At 57.1% G+C, this 20,740-nt stretch carries 10 protein-coding genes; 1 reads left to right on the forward strand and 9 read right to left on the reverse strand.

The genetic code is table 11. The annotated features are described in order from the left end of the window. Positions 1-137: 137 nt before the first annotated feature. The 9 genes from GRX76_RS18775 to GRX76_RS18815 form a co-directional block, all read right to left on the reverse strand. On the reverse strand, positions 138-2,264 hold the full coding sequence (locus GRX76_RS18775; RefSeq protein ID WP_236250472.1) for a glycoside hydrolase family 16 protein: 2,127 nt from the start codon (positions 2,262-2,264) through the stop codon (positions 138-140). 363 nt (positions 2,265-2,627) lie between these two features. Beyond that, positions 2,628-5,186: an exo 1,3/1,4-beta-D-glucan glucohydrolase gene (locus GRX76_RS18780; RefSeq protein ID WP_160154685.1), complete on the reverse strand. Its 2,559-nt coding sequence runs from the start codon at positions 5,184-5,186 to the stop codon at positions 2,628-2,630. A 226-nt stretch (positions 5,187-5,412) separates the two neighbouring features. After that, positions 5,413-6,951, reverse strand: a complete 1,539-nt coding sequence (locus GRX76_RS18785) for a glycoside hydrolase family 16 protein (protein ID WP_160154686.1) — start codon at positions 6,949-6,951, stop codon at positions 5,413-5,415. A gap of 181 nt (positions 6,952-7,132) precedes the next feature. Continuing rightward, on the reverse strand, positions 7,133-9,823 hold the full coding sequence (locus GRX76_RS18790) for a di-heme oxidoredictase family protein (RefSeq protein ID WP_236250473.1): 2,691 nt from the start codon (positions 9,821-9,823) through the stop codon (positions 7,133-7,135). A 365-nt stretch (positions 9,824-10,188) separates the two neighbouring features. Then, positions 10,189-11,697, reverse strand: a complete 1,509-nt coding sequence (locus tag GRX76_RS18795; RefSeq protein WP_255461828.1) for a tryptophan halogenase family protein — start codon at positions 11,695-11,697, stop codon at positions 10,189-10,191. Between the two features lie 51 nt (positions 11,698-11,748). After that, positions 11,749-12,783 carry a cupin-like domain-containing protein gene (locus GRX76_RS18800; protein ID WP_160154688.1) on the reverse strand — a complete coding sequence of 345 codons (1,035 nt, stop codon included), beginning with the start codon at positions 12,781-12,783 and terminating at the stop codon, positions 11,749-11,751. A gap of 17 nt (positions 12,784-12,800) precedes the next feature. Further along, entirely contained in the window at positions 12,801-13,529 is a 729-nt protein-coding gene (locus tag GRX76_RS18805) for a SapC family protein (protein WP_160154689.1), read from the reverse strand. Positions 13,530-13,654: 125 nt separating this feature from the next. After that, positions 13,655-16,648 carry a TonB-dependent receptor gene (locus GRX76_RS18810; protein WP_201276862.1) on the reverse strand — a complete coding sequence of 998 codons (2,994 nt, stop codon included), beginning with the start codon at positions 16,646-16,648 and terminating at the stop codon, positions 13,655-13,657. Positions 16,649-17,053: 405 nt separating this feature from the next. Then, complete coding sequence (locus GRX76_RS18815) at positions 17,054-18,655, reverse strand: sodium/sugar symporter (RefSeq protein WP_160154690.1); 1,602 nt, start codon at positions 18,653-18,655, stop codon at positions 17,054-17,056. A 268-nt stretch (positions 18,656-18,923) separates the two neighbouring features. Between GRX76_RS18815 and GRX76_RS18820 the strand changes: the two genes are divergently transcribed. Then, the gene (locus GRX76_RS18820; RefSeq protein WP_160154691.1) at positions 18,924-20,486 is read left to right on the forward strand and encodes an MFS transporter; all 1,563 of its coding nucleotides are present in this window, start codon (positions 18,924-18,926) and stop codon (positions 20,484-20,486) included. Positions 20,487-20,740: the final 254 nt, after the last annotated feature.

Raw genomic sequence — 20,740 nt, forward strand, 5'->3', positions numbered from 1 at the left:
TTTTTCCCATCATGCGTTTTTTTAAGAAAATGATGTAATGCGGCCCGCCGGAAAAGCATGCTCCGGAGAAACGTTGAGCCACGACTACTACATCGCTTATGGAGTGCCGAATACCGGCAACGAATACTTTTTACGATTTATTGTCCGCGTCGCTTTTCGGAATGCTGGGCGACACACGCACGCAACTCCCGTATATGGCGGCGCTTTTTTTCCAGCCAGTCTTCGCGGATTTGTTGGTGTTTCAGCAAAGCCTTCAGCCAACCACCACCCACATTTCCATTGCGTTCCTTGTGGGATTCCAGCCAAACAATCACTTCCTCGAGACGCGACCGTACTGGTGCACAGGCGTCGTCACTGGCACCGCCGGAAAAGTAGACATTGTCGATAGAAAGGTCGCTGATCTCACCGAACCCCAACACCTGGAACAGCTGACGCATATCCGCAAGTTCAAGGTCCGCAGCGAGATCGGAAACCGGTATGACGATATCGTGCCACTCGCCGTCGCGGACAAATCCATAGGGGTCACTACCGGGTGCAAAGGTCACCCAGGTCTGGCCAATATTCTGGACATTGCCACTTTTCAGGCCGATGCGAAGTTCCGTCTGATCCGTACTGCGCATGGAGAAATGTAATGCCGCGTCGCCGTTGTCAAACGCGGAAAGGTCGAAGCCCTCGCGGGCGGCAAACCCCATTCCAAACCAGCCGCGACCGGTGGAGGCAAGGTTCAGCGCGGACTCACCTTCAATCGCATTGCCGTGGGTCACGGTGAGTGTGCCTTCCCATACAAACAGATCACTGTCGACACCCTCCATCAGTGCGCCGGCCGTTGTGTTGGCCTCGGATTCTGTGTAGATGCCGAAGCTGCCGTCTTCCGGCGCTGCCAGAGGTTCACTTTCGGTGAGATAGATATTGTCGACCGCGATGTCAAAGGGCTCTGCCGGCGCAGGACCGGACATGGCGAACAGGGTCTGTACCGTTTCAAAATCCACGCCGCCGAATTTCGATAGCGGAATCGCCACATGATGCCAGGCACCGTCGCGCGCCAGACCGTACTGCTCGCCACCGTTCGCGAGAATCACGGTGCCCTGCCCGCCGGAGGTGCTCATCATATGCACTTCCACGTTCACATCGCTGTGTAACTTCATATCGAAGTGCAAGGTGCCGTGTGCATAGTTGCGAAGGTTGTAGTCCGGGTGCAGCAGACCCATGCCCCACCAGTTACCCGGCTGCACGGTAAAGCCGAGGGACTCCGCCCCCTCGAGCGGAACCGGAGTAGTTCCCACCATGTTGTTCCACACATAGAGGTTGGTGTTGTCTTCCCAGTCCAGCGCATCGGTCACCGGGTGCGACTCGGTGAATATGCCGAAGTCACCGCTGCGGTAGTTTTCACTGGCTACTTCCAGCTCGGTGTGCTCATTGGCATAGAGGCGCACATAGTCCACATACATTTTTGCGGGGAAATCCGCGGTGATCTGTGCGGGATCGGTGATTTCGACAAAATTCCACCCGCCCACCGCGAGGTTGAGCAGAATGTGCATCGGGTTATCGCGAAATTCCGACAGTGCGGGGTCCGTGATATCCATGGTGAGCACGGCGGTATCGTCCACGGAGATCACCATTTCTTCCGGCGTCCAATCGAGGCGATAGGTGTGGTAGTCCGCATACAGCGGGTCGGCCATCACCACGTGCTGGGCGTGGTCCGCCTGCAGCCAGTCGCTCCAGGTTCCGGTCTCGTGCCACCAGTGCACCGCACCGGAGACCGCATGGTTGACCGTGCCATTCTCAATCGCGGACTTGAAACCGGCTTCAAGGATGTCGATCTCGCCGGATTTCGGCCAACCATCGACACCGAAGTTATCACCCAGCATCCAGAATGCGGGCCACAGGCCATTGTCCAGTTTCGGCAGTTTGATACGCGCTTCCAGCGTGCCAAATTTGAACCCGACGCGACCGTTGGTATGCAGTCGCGCGGACGTAAACGGTTTCCCCTCGTAGTTTTCCCGGCGCGCCTCAATCACCAGATTGCCGTCTTCGATGTAGGCATTGTTCTGGGACGCGGTGTAAAACTGCATTTCCCCATTGCCGAAACCACTGCCACCGGTGTTGTAGGTCCACACGCTGCGGTCGATCTGCTCGCCATTGAATTCATCCGCCCAGACCGGTGCTGTCTGCGCCTGCGCGCCACTGAACAGTGCGGGTTGCGCCAACAGGCACGCGGCCGTCAGCAACATACGGCGCTTCACCGTTGCTCTTTGGTTTTTCATTATTTTTCCCATCACGCTTTTTAGAATTTTGGGATCGGAATAGGCGCAAGCACAGACCCGATCGGCTTATTTCGAGCGCACAGATGCCGTCCCTGAAAATCGTGGGCATATTGTGAGATCGATACTGCTCGGAATCTGCCGGAACCGCTGGCAGAGGGGTACCACTGTTAAATCGCCGGGTGTTATATCGCCGGGCGTTAAATCACCGGGTATTTGATCGCCGGCATCAGAAAAGGAACTGCTATGAATTCAGAATTTATTGTTATTTTGCAATCGGCCCGCGCCTTGTGAGCGCTTCGCGAATTTCGGCTGCCGCACCCTTGTTGGTGGCGGCAGCCGGGAAAATCAAACTAGCGAGTTTGTTCAGCCGCAGTGGATATCTGCATCTGTCTTGGAAGCGATATGGATATTGTGCACGGTCATATCCAGCGCGCCGGCTGTGCGTACATAGAAAGGTGACAGCACCATGTCCAGTTTCGCACCGGCATCCGCCAGACACTGCAGGTCTACCGCGACGGTTTTCCATTCGCCCGGCGCCGCGCCCTTGAGCAGCTCGGTGATGGACTGCTCGGCACCGCAATCCATACCGCAGTTCATACCGAGGCTCACCGCATCACTCGGCGCAGCATCCACTTTCACATCGAACACCAGGGCGCCCTGCTTGCCCAGATAGCTACTGAGATCGGTGCGGCTGTTGGCAAAGAAGCCGGCCATGGCATTGCCCTCGCCATTCCACTGCAGACGACGGCTGTCTTCCTGAACATTGCGGTCAACGGACTGCACGCTGATACCGGCCAGTTTTGCCACGCTGCTGGAAATGACCGACAGATTGTTCGTGGCATCCATCACCTGAAAGCTCCAGGGATCCAGTGCACGGCCGTTGAATACTGCCAGTGCCTGTTTGCCATCGGATATTTTCAGGCCGCTCTGTTCGGAGAGCTCGGCCAACTGAACGCTGCTTCCATAATTGAGGCCGTAACCGAAGTTGAACTGGGCCAGCGCCTCATTTTCGCCGGGGTTGCGTACGGTGGGCTGTGCATCGTTCGGCCAGGAGAAGGTGAGTTTGCCTTTGAAGTCGTGGTTCACTTCGCCATCGGCGTTGCGGAAAATCACATCCGCCACACCTGCACCTTCGGTGCCCGGCTGCCAGATGACCGCGAAGGCATCGGAGGCATTGATGTGCGGATTCACCCACAGCGGACGACCGGTAATAAACAGGCTGACGACCGGGATACCCTGCTCGCGCAGGTGATTCAACAGCGCCAGGTCACCGGCGCCTTTGTATTGCAGGTTGGAAATATCGCCCTGCATTTCCGCATAGGGATCTTCACCGAAGACTACGATGGCCACATCCGGCTTCTGCTCGAAGCTGCCATCGACCGACAGCTCAGCGGTGCCGCCAGCAGCCTGCACGATATTGGCAATACCACCGTAAACGGAAGTGGCACCGGGGAAGTCGCTGTTCTGGTTACCGGTACCCTGCCAGGTGATACTCCAGCCACCGGCCTGCTTGCCGATATTGTCGGCACCGTCACCGGCCACGAGTACGCGCTGGTTGCGCGCAAGCGGCAGCAGCTGGTCGTTGTTTTTCAACAGCACGAGGGATTCACGCACCGCCTGGCGGGCGATGGCGCGGTGCTCGGGCGCGCCGATCAGGGATTCATCGGCGGCAAACGCGCGCGCGGACGGCGCACCGGCTTCAAACAGGCCCGCGCGAATTTTCACCCGCAGGATGCGGCGCACCGCGTCGTCGAGACGCGCCGCGGAAATCTCGCCGTTTTTCGCCTGGGCCAGGGTGTTCTTGTACAGCTCCTTCCAGCTCGGGTCCGGCGCCATGAACATGTCGAGACCCGCGTTGACGGACTGGGGACAGCTCACATTGCTGCAGCCATTCACGAACTGGTGACCGGCCCAGTCGCCGACGATGAAACCGTCGAAGCCGAGGCGACCTTTCAGCACATCGGTCATCAGGTATTTGTGGCCATGCATCTTCTCGCCGTTCCAGCTGCTGAAGGAGGCCATCACCGTCTGTACACCGGACTCGATTGCAGAGAAGTAGCCCTGGGCGTGCAGGCGCACCAACTCTTCCTCGCTGATCATCGCGTCGCCGCGGTCGATGCCGTTCAGGGTGCCGCCGTCGGCCAGGTAGTGTTTGGCGGTGGCGATGACATGCTTGCCCTGCAACAGGTCTTCGCTACCCGCAGTACCCTGCATGCCTTCCACCATTTCGCCGCCGTAGGCGCGGACCAGATCGGGGTCCTCGGAGTAGGATTCGTAGGTGCGGCCCCAGCGATCGTCACGCACCACCGCCAGGGTTGGCGCGAATACCCAGTCAATACCGGTCGCTTTAACTTCCGCCGCGGTGGCCGCGCCGATCTTGCCCAGCAGCTCGGGATTGTGCGCGGCGCCGAGGGCGATGTTGTGCGGGAACAGGGTCGCACCGATCACATTGTTGTGACCGTGCACCGCATCGGTGCCCCAGATCATGGGGATGGCGACACCGCCGTCGCTGGTGTCCATTGAGGCGTTGTAATATTCATCCGCCAGCGCCACCCAATCGGCCACGGAGGCATGCTTGTTGTCGTAGGGGAAGGCGCCGCCGCCGTTCAGGATGGAACCGATGTGATATTGCTTCACATCGTCCGGGGTCGCCGAGCGGATCTCCACCTGAATCATCTGGCCAACTTTCTCCTCGGTGGACATTTTGGCCAGGAGCGCGTCGATACGGGCTTCGACTGCGGGATCTTTGGCAATGCCGCTAGCCAGTTGCGGCCAGTGGGCGCTCACTTCGGCACTGCTACCGGCGGTTTTGGATGAACCCTCGGCGGTCATTTTCTGAGCGCCATTCTGTTCCGTGCAGCCCGCGAGCCCACCACCCGCTATCAGACCGGAGATGATCCCCAGCAAAATTCGCTTTTTCATCACCGCAAAACTCCCATTCCTGTTCGCCGTTATTTTTTGAATCGTCGTGTGACTTTCCGCCGCCGATCAGTCTCATTGTTTGAGCCTGGATACCCGGCTTTTCCAGCTTCCGTTGTACGGATTGCGCAGAAAAGGGTCGTCCCACTTTGAAGTCCGGGCACAAAATGGTGCAAACCACCTTGCCACCCCGGCATAAACACCAAAATGGGACGCTCTCGAGCGAGATTTATTTGGTGAGTTTCACATTATCCACCTGCAGTACCGCCCCCATCTGGTTGTCCCAGGCGGGGGAGATAACGAATGGCGTATTCACGCTCGCGGTGTTGAGACCCATTTCCGCCAGCTCCAGCATGGGGATCTGGAAGTGGGTCCACTGATCTACCGCGGGCATATCCAGCGGGTAGTCACCGGAGGAACAGGGGTGGCCGCAGTCCGCGCGGAAAGTGAGTGATGCGGAACCGGAATCATCCGGCTCGGCCAGAACCCGCAGGTCAAATTCCATGTAGGTGTAATCGCTCAGGTCATAGCTGTTGGTGGACTGGAAGAAACCGATACCCTGGTCGGTGTTCCAGGAAATCTGCCCGACATCACCGTAGTCACCTCCGGCATCCACCACCTCGAAATCCACAGTACCGAAGGCGGTCCAGGTGAACCACTGGTAGGGATCTTTGGCCTCTCCGTCAAAAACAGAAACCTCTTCGCCTTCCGGCGCCTGGGGCGGCGCGATACCGGGCTCGAGGACAAAGTCACTGTCGGAAGTGGCGCAGCCCTTGCCGGTGTCGAAGTCCTCGGTGCACTGGTAAACACGCACATAGTCGATCACGTATTCCTGCGGAAAGGCGCTTTCGTCAATGCCTGTGTCGTTCACGTTGGCCGGCCAGTCTCCGCCCACAGCCAGGTTGAGAATCAGGTGGAAGCTCTGGTCAAACGGGGCGTTGGGGTTGCCCAGCGCCGCGGCGCTGTACCAGCCGTCTTTGGTCTGGGTGGCGTAGTGGTCACCGTCCACATACCAGCGGATCTCGCCCTCTTCCCATTCCGCCGCATAGGTGTGGAAATCATCCGCCGGATTCAGGCCACCGGGAATCTGGTAAGCCACACCGGTGTATTTGTTGCCGGGCCAGACATCGCCATAGTGCAAGGTGCCGTGAACATGGTCCTCACCGCCTACTTTCAGGTTCACCGCCTCGAGAATGTCGATCTCACCGGAGAGTGGCCAACCGCCATACTTCCACTCGCTCGGCAGCATCCAGAAGGCGGGCCAGCTGCCCTGCCCCTGCGGCAACTTCGCGCGCATTTCAAAGCGGCCGTATTTCCAGTCGCCCATACCTTTGGTGCGCAGGCGTGCGGAGGTGTAGGTACCGCTGCCACTGGCATCGCCCGGATCGTAATTCGGATCGTCGTCCACCAGATTGGGGCCGGTGGCGTCCTCGCGGATCGCCTTGATGTGCAGCATGTCGTCGGCAACCCAGGAGTTTTCCGCAGCATCGGTGTAGCACTGGGCCTCGTTATTGCCGCCGCCAGTACAGTTTTTTTCGTGTGCCCATTTTTCGCTATCGATGGCTTCGCCAGAAAATTCGTCCGCCCACACCAGACAGTAACCACTGTTCAGCGGATCTTCCAGGCACTGTTCCGGCCGCTCGTTCGCGGGTGGGTCGTTGGGTATATTGACCTGGCCATCGTCATCATTGTTGCTGCCACCGCCACCACAGGCGGTCGCGGCAATCGCCATTGCCAGTGCCGAAGATCTAAACAGAATTCTGGACATCGCTGTCTCCTCATCTTTTGTTTATTGTTTTCATGTTCTCTCTGGAGAGAAGCGCACTTTTAGCGCCTGCCGGTGAAAACCGTCGCCCCACCTTGCCACTGCGCACAAGGTGGGCCGACGTTTTAGAGAAATAAAAAAAGGGCGATAGAGATATCGCCCCAAGTAGACAGAAAATCGACAATTACAGTGAATTGAGAAACTGCAGCAGGTTCTGCTTGTTACCGGCAGACAAAGACTGATAGGCATTTTTCGCCGCCTGGCCCTCGCCACCATGCCACAGGATGGCCTCTTCAATGGTTCGCGCGCGACCGTCGTGCAGGTAGCTGTGTACCGGTGTGCACACCTCATTGCCCTGGCCGCCGATCGGGTTTTCCACACCACCGGTTACGCAAGCGGAAAGTCCCAGCCCCCACAGCGGCGGTGTGCGCCACTCAGCTCCGCTGGCTTCACTCTCGCCGAGGTTATCGGCCAGCCCTGCCCCCATATCGTGCAACAGCAGATCGGTGTAGGGATAAATGGTCTGGTTACGCAATTCAGCCAACGGGTGGAACTCCCCGGTTTGCATTGTCGGTGTATGGCAACCGGCGCAGCCGATATTCGCAAATACCTGCTCACCACTGACCACCGCCGCATTGTCGTAATCCCGCTGCGGACGGATTCCCAGCAGCGAGATATATTTGGTCAGATCCCGCAGATGATTGCCTGCAAGTTCCGCCCCGCTACTACCACAATCGCTCTGACTGCTGCCGCAATCCGGGCTGGGGAATACGGAAGTCATCACACCCATATCCGTATTGAATGCGCGTGCCAGCTGGTGGCGAACACTGGCGGCACCGGCCTTCCAGCCAAAGCGGCCCAGACGGGTGTCGCCGGTTTCCGGATCGATCACGCGATTGACGCGACCGGAAATGCCATCGCCGTTGCTATCCCCGGCATCTGCCAGCGCGACAATTGAGGATTCCGCAATCGCTTCCAGCAATCCCATGCCCACCAGGTTGGGCGCGATGCGCGCGGAAAAGCGCGCGGGTGTTACCCCGGTAAATGCATAGTTCGGCGAGCGCAAACCATTTTGTTCGCTCCAGTACGCGATCGAGACATTACCTTCACTGGCCGCACCGCTGCGCGCCTTAGGTTGCAATACCGAACCGAGGTACGGGTCCGGGTTGCCGTTGGCATCGGCCACTTTGATGGTCCATTTTTCCAGCGGCTCACCCACCGCTGCCGGCGCTGCGCGACCGTTGCGCTCGTGGCAACTGCCGCAGCTGCTATTGATGTAATGGGGCCCTGCAAGATTGACCATGGGTGCAAATGCGGGATTCTCCAACGGCTTTTCATCGTGCACACCGTCGATGGCGGAGCTGTGTAATACACGGCGGCCAAGCATAAACGGCTGCGCATTGTCGTAGCCAAGATTCGTCGCCATCTGCAAGAAGTGATTGTCGGTCTCACCAGAGGTCAGCGCGTGAATGGTGGTGTCGCCGCCGAGCCAGGCTTTCTCCGGAATCTTAAACGAGTCTTTGATACCGCCAAACGGCGTGGTGCCACCTACATCCCAGGGGACCAATCCCTCACCGACGATATACAGGAAGGTGGTGCCGTAATAATTCGCACGGCCATTGGGCACACTGGCATCCAGAAACTGGCTGATTTCAAATTCCAGTTTATCGCCAACCTGAATGGGGCGATTTTCCCGACAATTGAAACTGCGCTCTTTAAAGTAGTGCTCGTTATTCACCACGGTCATAACACCGTTGTCGCAGTACTCCGCTACAGTACCAACACCACGATAGAACCAGCGATTCTCCGCCTCAGTATCACTCAGCTTGAACTGGGTACGCACATTCATCCGTACCGTGTCGCCGCCCTTGGCGACTTCATCGATGATTTCAATCGACGCCGTGCGATCTTCCCAGTAGAAACTCAGGTAATGATCATACGCCTGGAAGTGATCCTCTTTGGCATGACGGTCCCGTGCACGATCAGAGAAACGGGTAACCAGCGCGGTTGCGGTTTCGTATTGTTGCACCGGCTCCAGAGGGGTAGCGCTGTCATACAGGGGAACTATATTTCCAAGGTTGGGCGTTCCGCCGGAAGAGGAGCTACTGGAGCCACCAGAAGAACTACTACTCGAGGAACTGCCAGAAGAGCTACCAGAACCACTTGAACTACTGGAACTGGAACCGCCACCGGAAGAAGAACCACCCTGCCCGGTAAACGTGTATTGCGCAGGACTGGTGGTCTCACCAACACCATTGGTGATTTTTGTGTAGTAAACCGAAAGGGAATCGCCGGGAGAAAGATTCGGAATATCGTGGTACCAGTCATTCCCCGACTGCGTCATACGTACGTTCAGCTGCCCGCCGCCATTGACCAAATAGTGCACATCCACAATATCGCCGCCGCTCATGCGCGCCTGCGCCGTAGTTCCATTGACTTCAACGATACAGCCGTTATCACAACTGGCGGCCGTACCATAAACGCCAAGCTCCCAGATGGAGTAGCCCCACTGATTGCCCGCACTCCGGGTAATACCATTGATACGCACGTACCGGTAAATGCCGTCCACCGTGACGGTATCGGTTCTATGCCCAAAAACACCACCGGTCTGAGTCGATAGCGTGGACCATTGAGCGCCGTCATTGGAACCCTGTATCTGGTACGTCTCAGCGTTTGCCGCTTCCCAGAATATTTCTACCTGATCCAGATCGTAGGACTGGCCAAGATCGACACTGATCCAGGAAGGATCGGTCTGGGCCGCGGATGCCCAGCGGGTTCCATTATCGCCATCGACCGCATTACTTGCGGCGAGATCTGCGGTGCTTGCAGAAACCGGAGCGCCGGTTGCCAGATTATTGGATTGCGCGCTGCTCATGGTACTCGCTGAAACGAGTACTGCAGCAGAAATAAGAGAAAATGCAGGCCGCAGCAGTTTGCCTCGCCCTGAGGGGAGTTGACGCATGATCGATCCTCGTCGTTATTTATTTTCTATTCGGGATTGCGAACACTGGTATTCATCATCGCAACGAATACACGCGTAACCGTAATTATCCGGCGCCAGGGTGTCGTCCCACTTTAGGAACTTCACCAATCTGGTGCGTTTGCTCAGGGGAAAGAAGGAATAAAGCGAAGATTTTATGACGCGCTTCTCTCAGCGCTGGGGGAGTAGAAGTGGTATTGATACTCCGGAGGTCGAGCGACTCCGGAGTATCATTCGGTACTAAGAGGTATGACCTAGACTTATTCCGCCTTGGCCTTGCAGTAGTGATTGATAAATTCCATATGATGCGGCCAGCTGTCTACCGTGGACTTTACCTGGCTGCGAATACCCGCAAGGAAACGCTCCAGCTCTGCATCGCTCATCATATCCACGATGGGATGATAGGTTTTCGGCATCAGGCCCTGTCCAAGAAGTACCTGTAACCAGGAACTCTCACCGAATAATTCCACGCCATTCTGGTAGACACGGCCACTTTGTTCAAAAATTTCCATTCTGCGCGCAAGGGATTCGGGAATATCCATACCCCGGCAATAGCGCCAGAACTCGGTATCCTGGCGGTCGGTGAGCTTGTAGTGCAGGACAACAAAGTCGCGCACGTTTTCGGTTTCTTCCCGTACCAGTTTGTTGAACTCGTCTACTTCCGCCGGAATGATGCCGTTGGAAGGGAACAGAGTCAGCAACCGGACGATGCTGCGCTGTATCAGGTGGATACTTGTGGATTCCAGGGGTTCGATAAAACCACTGGACAAGCCGATCGCCACACAATTCTTTTTCCAGTGTTGGCGACGGGTACCGGTGCGGAAGGGAATTACCCGCGGTTCATTCAGCGGCTCACCCTCGACATTCTCAAGCAACTGGGTCAACGCCTGCTCTTCACTCATGTAGTGACTGCAGAAAACGAGGCCGTTGCCGGTACGCGACTGCAGGGGTATGCGCCACTGCCAGCCAGATTCCCGTGCAATGGAACGGGTATAGGGCACTGGGTTTTCGCCCTTGCCCGTTTGCACGGCCACGGCGCGATCGCAAGGTAGCCAGTGTCCCCAATCGTCAAAGCCGGAGTGCAGCGCCTTGTCGATCAGCAGTCCGCGGAAGCCAGTGCAGTCTATAAAAAGGTCGCCTTCCAGTAGCGCACCGCTATCCAGCTTGAGAGCTTTGATATCACCACTGTGGGGATCCAGCTGCACATCTTCAATTTTGCCTTCAATACGTTCAGCGCCGTGCTTTTCCGCCAGCGCTCGCAGGTATTTGGCGTAAAGGCTGGCATCGAAGTGGTAAGCGTGGGTGCGTTCACTGCGCGGGGAAACCGCGAATCGCCCCATTCGCGCGCCCAGATGCTCTTTGGTGTATTCGCCGATATCGTAATGAATACCATTCCTCAACCCCTTTACCCAGAAGTGGCTGAAGTTGCATGCCCAGCAGTCTTTACCGGCATAACCAAAAGAGTGGATATACTCCTCACCGACCTCTTTCCAGTTTTCAAACGCGATCCCCAGTTTGAAGGTAGCGTTGGTCGCCGCCATCACTTCGCGCTCATCAATCCCGAGTAATTGATGGAAAAGATGTAACGTTGGGATAGTGGCTTCGCCTACTCCCACGGTACCAATGGACTCGGATTCAACCAGCCGGATATCGAGGTTTTTCCCCAGAATTTTCGCCAGCGCCGCGGCGGTCATCCAGCCTGCGGTACCGCCTCCGGCGATAATGACTTTGCGAATTCTGGTATCGGTTTTATCGTTGTTCTTCTGCACGGTGCATCTCTCAAGGCATCAGTTTCTGAATAGGCGCGTTGTTTTTTATAATCAGCGTTTCAGATCATTTTGTAATTTTGCGCGCAGTCGCATCGCGGCCTCCAGCGACAGCGGCTGCTCCAGGACGCCGCGGGCTGTCAGTTCGATATGATCACTCGCGCCCTCTTCCGCATCAAACACATAGTAATCAAACAGGGCTTTCCATGCTTTGCGCTGGTGCGCGGGGAGATTGCGCAACCCGAGGATGCCATGCAAAAGTGCGTTGGTGGGACGCCCCATATGGGCCGCAGAGTCCCGCCACCAGTGGGTGTAAAGCACATTCAGCGTATCGAGACATTCGACGTGGTGCCACCACATTCCCGGAAGAAACAGCGCGTCACCGGGTTCCAGCTCGGCAACCTGTGCCTGTTCCAGGGCCGCGCGGAATTTCGGGAAGCGCTCGAAATCCGGCTGGTAAAAATCCACCAGGCTGATTTCCTGTCCGCCAGGAGCAAACTCCAGAGGACCGGGATACAGGTTGGCGATCTGCTCTGGCGGCAACAGGGTAAAGCGGCGTTTGCCGGCAAGATTACAGGCAAGATTGTTCGGGAAATCATAGTGTGCGGCTACGCGTACTTTATTGCCCAACCACAGAGAGCCAATTGGAGAAACCTGGCTTACCCCGGCATCATTTTGTGCGGAAAAATCGGGGAACCAGTAACTGACTTCGCTGGAGGGCATATAGCGCATGGGCATTGCTACAGAGTCCTCACTGACGAGGATATCGTCCAGTAGCGCTCCCAAATCCACTCGCCGCGCTTCAAAATTGAACCCGCTCAGGTCGTCATTGTAAAAAATTCGGCCACCGGTATCCGAACTACCGAAGCAGCCGTTGATCGGCTTGCCACTGTACAGATCCAGCAGATAGTCTGCCATCGCCCGCTTCGATCGCTTTGCAGCCTGCACAGCGGGAAAGTGGGCACAGTAATCACGGAGCACTAGCGGTCTGGTCGCTCCGGTAATGAATTCCATTACATTCTCTGGCGAGATGCCGGTCACTTCATCCGTGTGCTTCAGGCTGATCGTTTCGATAAATGGCTTGCCCATGAATCCCCCCTATCGCGTCATGCAGACTGCCGACGATTTTTTTCATCGATCAGGCGACGCACTTGCGCCTGGGAAGCGAGCACCATGTAGATGGCTTCGAGAAATCCAGCACGGTGGAGCTCGTTGAGGTCCTCTGCGTTCAATGCCCGCAGACGCTCTTCGTCAATGGTGTAAAACCCTTTTAGCTGATTGCTTTCACCATTATCGAGGGTGATATCCATGGTGAAGGATTCCAGAAGGCCGTGTACTTGCAACGCGCGTACGAATTTTTCATTTTGCTCGATACCCGTGTGGATGGCATCCAGCATATCCGCTACGCCATCCAGGTACGGGGAACTGCCGCCATACTCAAGAAACAGCGCCTCACCTTGCTGGCGATTAATCCGCGGGTTGTCGAGATCCACGTGGATTACGCGACGAACTTTTTGCACACCATCTTCGACAAAATTCTGACGCCCGATCAGGAATGGACCACGGCGGATCGTCAGCGGCGTATAGGAGGTTGCCCAGCGGCCATCGCGGAGATACAGGTTTTCACCGGGCTGTAGCCCCAACAATGCCAGCGGAAAGAAAGCACCACTATTGGCATCTTTCTGGAAAAAAATCGGGTATTGCCCCTGCAGCGCACGAAATTCCAGCGGGAAAGTGAGTGCGAACCAGGAGTCATCGCCAAAATCTGCCGAGGGCTCGGTTATCACGCGCAAATCGCGGTGTTCAACATTGTTCAGCAATACTGCATTGGCCATTCTATTTCTCTCTTCTTGGATTTTTATTCTTTTGTCTATTTCTGGTTTCAGTGTATGAAAAAAGCCGCTGACCCCGAGGCCAGCGGCTTTCCATTGCCTTACTTCATCCCATCCTGTGAAATGGCTTAGAAGGCGTAACGGGCACCCAGCTGCCAGCGGGCACCACCCTGGTAGTAACCCAGGACCTGGCGCTTGTCACGGCCGTGCACACGCTGGTACTCGTCGGTGACATTGATGCCTTCCAGGAATACCTGCAGGCCTTCCAGCTGCGGCACTTCGTAACTTACATTCAGGTCGATCTGATTGTAAGCCTCAACGTACTGCGGGTTAGCACCGGTATTCTGTCCACGAGAGCTCAGGAACTCATCGCGCCAGTTATAGGCGATACGCGCCTGGAAGCCGTTCTTGTCGTAGAAGCCAACCAGGTTAGCGGAGTCGCTCAAACCAACCATGGCCTCCTGGTCAACCAGGATAAACGGATCGTACTCGAGTTCAGAATCCACGATGGTGTAGTTCGCCTGCAGACCGAAGCCGGTTTCACCGAACATGTGCTGTACTGCGAATTCGACACCATCGATGGTGTTTTCCACATCACTGTTCACGGGGGTGTCAACGCGGAACACCATATCGCGGTCAGTGGCCGGGTTGCCCTTGATGAAGATCTTGTCAACGGTAACGCCGTCTTCCAGGTAGGTCACATCGACAAACTCGCTGTCCGCGTAGTTGGCCGCGATGTACTGGCGAATGGACTCCGCATCATTGGCACCGTTGGCGCGAGCCTCGTCGACCAGAGCACCGTCCGCCGGGTTAGCAATATTGAACAGTGTCGTGTCGGTTTTGGCGTTGCTGATGAAGTTGGACACATCCTTGCGGAACAGGCCAACAGACGCGTAGCTGGTTTCACCGTAGTACCACTCAACCGAGAGGTCGTAGTTGGTGGACTCGTAGGGCAGCAGGCTGGGGTTACCGGTAGAGCCGCCGCCGATACCGCCGTTGGCAATGGAGCCAATGGTGGTACCACCCTTGATGGAGTTGTAATCCGGGCGGGTAATCGCCTGGCTCACCGCCGCACGCGCCACCAGGTCTTCACGTACATCCAGCTTGAAGCCAATGCTCGGCAGCCAGTAGTCGTAGTTGCCTTTCTCGCTCAGGAATACCTGCTCACCATCACCGAGGATGGCCTGCTCGTTGTTGGAGTTCCACTCGGCGCGGCTGTAGGCCGGCACTACGGAAGTGGAGTCCACATCGGTCTGCTCGTAGCGCAGGCCAGCATTCACTTCATACGGCATGGTGCCGATCGCGGAGTTGAAGTTGTACTGGGCGTAGGCCGAAGTAGATACCTCGATGGTCTCGCGGTCAGTGTCGGACGCGTAATCGGTAGAGGCGCAGAAAGCAGTGCCACAGTCACCGACACGGTTGGCGGTAGCGCGATCGGTGGCATTGCCAGCGTACAGCTGCTCGGCCATGGCACGCACGGCGTTGAAGTCCCACGCGTAGTAGATGTTCAGCGGGTCAAGTCCACCCACCTCGGAGAAGTCACCCCAGGAAGCGTCGAACTTGTCAGAGATACTCTCTGCGCTGAACAGGCCATCCGGAAGGTCGGAAGCCGGGCCGGCGCCGCCCCAGTTGTTACGCTGCACGCCAACAGACTGGGAGTGATTGACCACTTCCTGGCGGGCGATACCAAAATCGATGTCGCTGGACTCGGTCAGCTCGAAGTTCCCGCCGAAGCGGAACTGGTCAACTTCAGATACGTCTTTGGAGTTGGTGAACACGGAGCCAGTTACGATGATATCCGACGCATTAATGCCATTGGCGGTATCGATATGAATGGCCGGGATATCGCCGGTGAAGTCTACGCTGCTGGCATTGCGCACCATGGCGGCAACGGTCAGCACGTTGCTGGTACCCCAGGGGCTATCCGGGCTGCGCTCGGCATTGGAATGCTGGCCGTCAAAGAAGAGGTTCAGGCGATCGTTGACCTGCCACTCCAGGTTGATACCCAGCATGTCACCTTCGTGGATCTCCGCCATGCTGCCGCCGCCCATGGCGACATCGCTCGGGCTACCGTAGAACTCGGAATAGATGATCGGGGTGGAGATAGGACCGTCACTCCAGACGCCGCGCTGGTCACCCTGCCAGGCGTGGTACACGGAAATATCGTTGAACTGTTTGGCGATCTTGTTCTGGTAGTAGTTGTAATCCAGGGTCGCGGTCACGTCGTCGTTCGGCGCCCACTGCAGTACCAGCTGGCCGTTGGTGCGCTTGCGCTGCTGCTCTTCAAACTTGTAGGCCGCATTCTGCGCTACCGAGTAGATGTCGCCTTCACCCGGACGGTTCACCTGGTTGTCGACCGGTACCGCACCCCAGGCATCGTTGACGCCATCCCAGTTGTTGTCCATCTGGCCTTCAACACTGATCCAGCCGCCCGGTACCAGCGCCTGCTGGCTGCCGCTCTCGCGCTCGGACACGCTACCGGAAATGGCTACACCGATGGTGCCGTCGGCAAAAGTATCGGAGAAGAAGCCGCTGTATTCCGGAGTCAGGTTCGCGTCTTCTGAAGACTCGTCCATCACGCCCTTGACCGCAAAGCGCATGGTGCGCTCAGGGGTATTCAGCGGACGGGCAGTCAACAGGTTGATGGTGGCACCCATACCGCCGGAAGGCAGGGTAGCATCGCTGGTCTTGGCAACCTCTACACCGGTTACCATGTCAGAGGCGATATTCTGGAAATCGAAGGAGCGACCACCAGTGGTGCGCGCCAGCTGGCGTCCGTTCAGGGTTACCAGGTTGAAGTCGGGGCCAAGACCGCGCACGGTCACCTTGCTGCCCTCGCCGTTTACACGGTCGATGGACACACCGGAGATGCGCTGCATGGATTCTGCGAGGTTGGTATCGGGGAACTTGCCGATATCTTCTGCGGAGATGGCGTCGACAATACCTTTGGCATCGCGCTTCACATCCATGGACTTCTCAAGGCTGCCGCGAATACCCAGCACTACCACTTCTTCCAGTGCTGCATCCTGTTCGGTTTGAGCCAGGGCATGCCCACTAATGCCCGTGAGGGTAGCGATGGCTACCGCAATGGAATTCTTCTTGAATCCGGTCATTTTATTCATGGAGTTGTCTCCCCCATCGTCACGTCATTTTCGTTATTGGTTTCGCCAGGGTGGGTACCTCAGAGACCGCAATAGGATAACCCGATCTGGCGCCACGCTATACTCCCGCTGCGCCTCAATATGAGTCGTCCCACCTTGGGGAAATGGCCCAAAATGGACTATCCCACCTTGAATCAGGCAAAGCGGGAACGAAAAAAACCTTTAGATTCAACAACTTAAAGATTTGGCGCATTTATGCACCAGCCGTGGGCAGAATGCCGTCCAGATGAGGGCAAGCGGCGAGAAAAGTGGGGCCCAGGGGTCGCAACACAGGAATGACCGGCTAGACATAGCTGCCCAACCGAGATGCGTTGAAGAAATAGCGGCGGCCGGCAAAGCCGACCGCAGCAGATGTTGATCGGCCGGTTACCACCAGGTGGCGTAGAGCGCGGTCAGCAACAGCACCACGCCAATACCCGCCAGGTTAAAAGACTGATCGGTCGCAAAGCCCGTTTGACTGACCGCATCCCCTCGAACTTCTGTCGGCTCCCCCGCTCCGCCAGCGACCGCTCCGGATTGCAGCAGCGAGGCGATGACCGCCAGCGCCAGACAACAGAGGAACACCAGCCCCACCCGGTCGATAAACGGCAGTTCCGGCCAGGCAAACTTCAGCAACAGCGACAACACCGCCGAAGCCAGTGCCGCCACCAGCGCCCCATTGGCGGTAGCCAGCGGCCAGAAGATCCCCAGCAGGCAGAGCACCACAATGCCCGGCGTGAAGAAGCCGGTGAACTCCTGAATGTACTGGAACGCCTGGTCAAAGTTGCCCAGTAGCGGCCGGGCACATAGCGCTGCCAGCAGCAGGGATACCGCACCGGCGATGCGACCGACGCGCACGTAATGCGCCTCACTCTCGTCCGGGCGTCGGTGGCAGTACAGATCCATAGTAAAGATGGTGGCAATGCTGTTAACCATAGACCCCAGGGAAGACACAATGGCGGCAATCAGGGCAGCGAAGATCAGCCCCTTCAGCCCAACCGGCATCAGGTTCATAAGCGCCGGATAGGCCTGGTCCGCGCGCGCCAGGTCCGGCAGCAGCACCACCGCGGCGATCCCCGGCAACACCACAATCAGCGGCATCAACAGCTTGAGGTAAGCGGCAAACACAATGCCCTTCTGGCCTTCCCGCAGATCCTTCGCCGCCAGTGCCCGCTGGATGATGTATTGATTGAACCCCCAGTAGGACAGGTTCATCACCCACATGCCGCCCACCAGCACCGAGATCCCCGGCAGGCTTGCGTAATGCGGGCTGTCCGCAGAGAGGATCATGTCGAACTTTTCCGGGGCCCGCTCGGCCAAGATGGTAAACCCGGCGAACACCCCGGCGCCCTCGCCGATTCGGTCCAGGGCTATAAAAGAAAGCACCAGACCACCGAATATAAGCAGTACTACCTGAATCACATCGGTCAGCGCCACCGCTTTGAGCCCGCCGTACAGGGAATAGGCCAGTGCCAGTACCACCAGAAACCCCATGCCATAGGCCAGCTCTACACCGGCGATAGTGTGAATGGTCAGTGCCCCAAGCCACAGGATCGCCGTGAGATTGACGAATACATAGACCCCGAGCCAGAACACCGCGAGGATGGTTTTCACCCGGTTGTCGTAACGCTGTTGCAGGAACTGGGGCATGGTGTAGATACGCCGGGCGACGAATACCGGCAGAAAGTACTTGCCGACGATGATCAGGGTGATGGCCGCCATCCACTCGTAGGAAGCGATGGCGAGGCCAATGGCATAGCCGGAGCCGGACATGCCGATAATCTGCTCCGCAGAGATATTCGCCGCAATCAGCGATGCCCCCACCGCCCACCAGGGCAACCCCTTGCCGGCCAGGAAATAGTCTCGGGTACTTTTCTGACGCCCGTCTTTCTCCCGGGATACCAGCCAGGCGACGGTCACCAGAAATACGATATATACAGCGACCACGCCGGTATCCACCAGCGAGCCGCCAATCAGCGGGAAATCCATGATTGTCTTTTCTCTCTTCCACAGGGAAGCTGCGCACAACGGCTGACGCTTCCGGTTTTCGGTTATTTTTATTCAGTGGTCGATCGACGGGGGCAATGCTAACGGCAAGTACCAGCGGGGAACACCGCGGTTTCCCATGAATACGTTTTCACATAGTGGGAAAACCATTTTGTGCTGGATTGCGACCAAGGTCATGGGGTTTGCGGTTGCGGAAAACGTTTTCACCCCATACTCTCTGTGGGACCTAACGCAAAAGAACAACAATAAAATGCTGCACAGTCCTCGTGAACAGACAGCACCGGAAGCACCCAAACTGCCAAAACTGCATTTCTGGCAGATCTGGAGCCTTTGCTTTGGCTTTGCCGGTATTCAGTTTTGCTTTGCCCTGCAGAACGCCAATGTCAGCCGGATTTTCCAATCCCTTGGCGCCAGCGTGGAAGATATTCCCATCCTGTGGGTCGCCGCGCCGATTACCGGCCTGCTGATTCAGCCCATCGTCGGTTACCTCAGTGACAACACCTGGAACCGCTTCGGTCGCCGCCGCCCCTTCCTGATTGCCGGCGCCTTTGCCGCGGCAACAGCGCTGCTGGTGATGCCCAACTCCACGGAATTGTGGATGGCCGCGGCCATGCTGTGGATTCTCGATGCCTCCCTGAATGTGATGCTCGGTCCCTCGGTAGCACTGGTGGGCGATATGCTGCCGGAAGAACAGCGCTCCAGCGGCTTTTCCATGCAGAGTTTTTTTATCGGTGTCAGCGCCGTGGTGGCCTCGGCCATGCCCTGGACCTTGAATCACTGGTTCGATGTAACCAATACCAGTGCCGGTAAAGCCATCCCCGATTCGGTGACCTACGCCTTTTATATCGGTGCGGCGATTGTGCTGTTTACGGTGCTGTGGACTTGCGTAAGCACCCGCGAGTACAGCCCGGAGCAGCTGCAACGGGAAAAGCACAGCCTGGGGGAGAAGTGGCAGGACACCTACAATGCGGCCAAAAACCAGCCACGTTTTCTCCGCCAGGGTACCGTGTTTACCCTGTCCGGTGCGCTGGCGACAGTCGCCGTGCTGGCCCTGGCACTGGACAAGAAGTTGCTGATTTTAACTCTGGGGATTGTCGGCTACGGCGCCTTCCAGCTGCTCGCAGCCAACATGTACCGACGACGCAAGTACCGCAACGGTCTTTATCAGATCATGCACGACATCCTGGAGATGCCCACCACCATGCGTCAGCTGGCGGTCGTCCAGTTCTTCACCTGGTTCGCACTCTTTTCCCTGTGGATTTACGGTACGCCGGCGGTTGCCAGCTTTCACTTCGGCGCGAGTGATGCAAATTCCGCGCTCTACAACGAGGGCGCCAACTGGGTAGGCATTCTGTTTGCCACCTACAACGGTTTTGCCGCGCTCGCCGCCATTGCCATCCCCTGGATGATCAGTGCGATCGGTATTCAGCGTGCGCACATCCTCAACCTGTTGCTTGGCGCCGGAGCCATGCTGTCGTTTCTGTGGATTCGCGATCCGCAGTGGCTGCTGGTTTCGATGGTCGCCATGGGCTTTGCCTGGGCATCCATTCTTGCGATCCCCTACTCCATCCTTACCTGCACCCTGCCGCAACATAAAATGGGAACCTATGCGGGGATCTTCAACCTGTTTATCGTGATTCCGCAGATTCTTGCCTCCAGCCTGCTGGCACTGGTCGTGCACCACCTGTTTGCCGGCCAGGCCATCTACGTGCTCGGGCTGGCTGGTCTGCTGCTGCTTGCCGCGGCCGGCGCCACCTGTTTTGTCCGCATAGAATCCGCTCCCGCAGAAGCCGCAGGGGCTGCCGCCATTTAAGCGGCGTGCCCGCGGCTGCCAATGCGTGCCTGCGATCACTGATCCCCTGTGATTCTTCTCTCCCTTGTCTCCTTTCGCTTCCGGCGTTGCGGCCTCGCCAGGTCTCCTCCCACCGATATTTGGTGTTTTCTGAAAACGTTTTCCGACTGAAAACGTTTTCAGCTGGAGAAAACGTTTTCATCCTGTTTTCATGGGATTTCCGTTGACGCTCGGAATTTGACTTCATTACATTTGAAAAAAATCGCAGAAAACCG

The organism is Microbulbifer sp. ALW1 (genome assembly GCF_009903625.1).
GTDB lineage: Bacteria > Pseudomonadota > Gammaproteobacteria > Pseudomonadales > Cellvibrionaceae > Microbulbifer.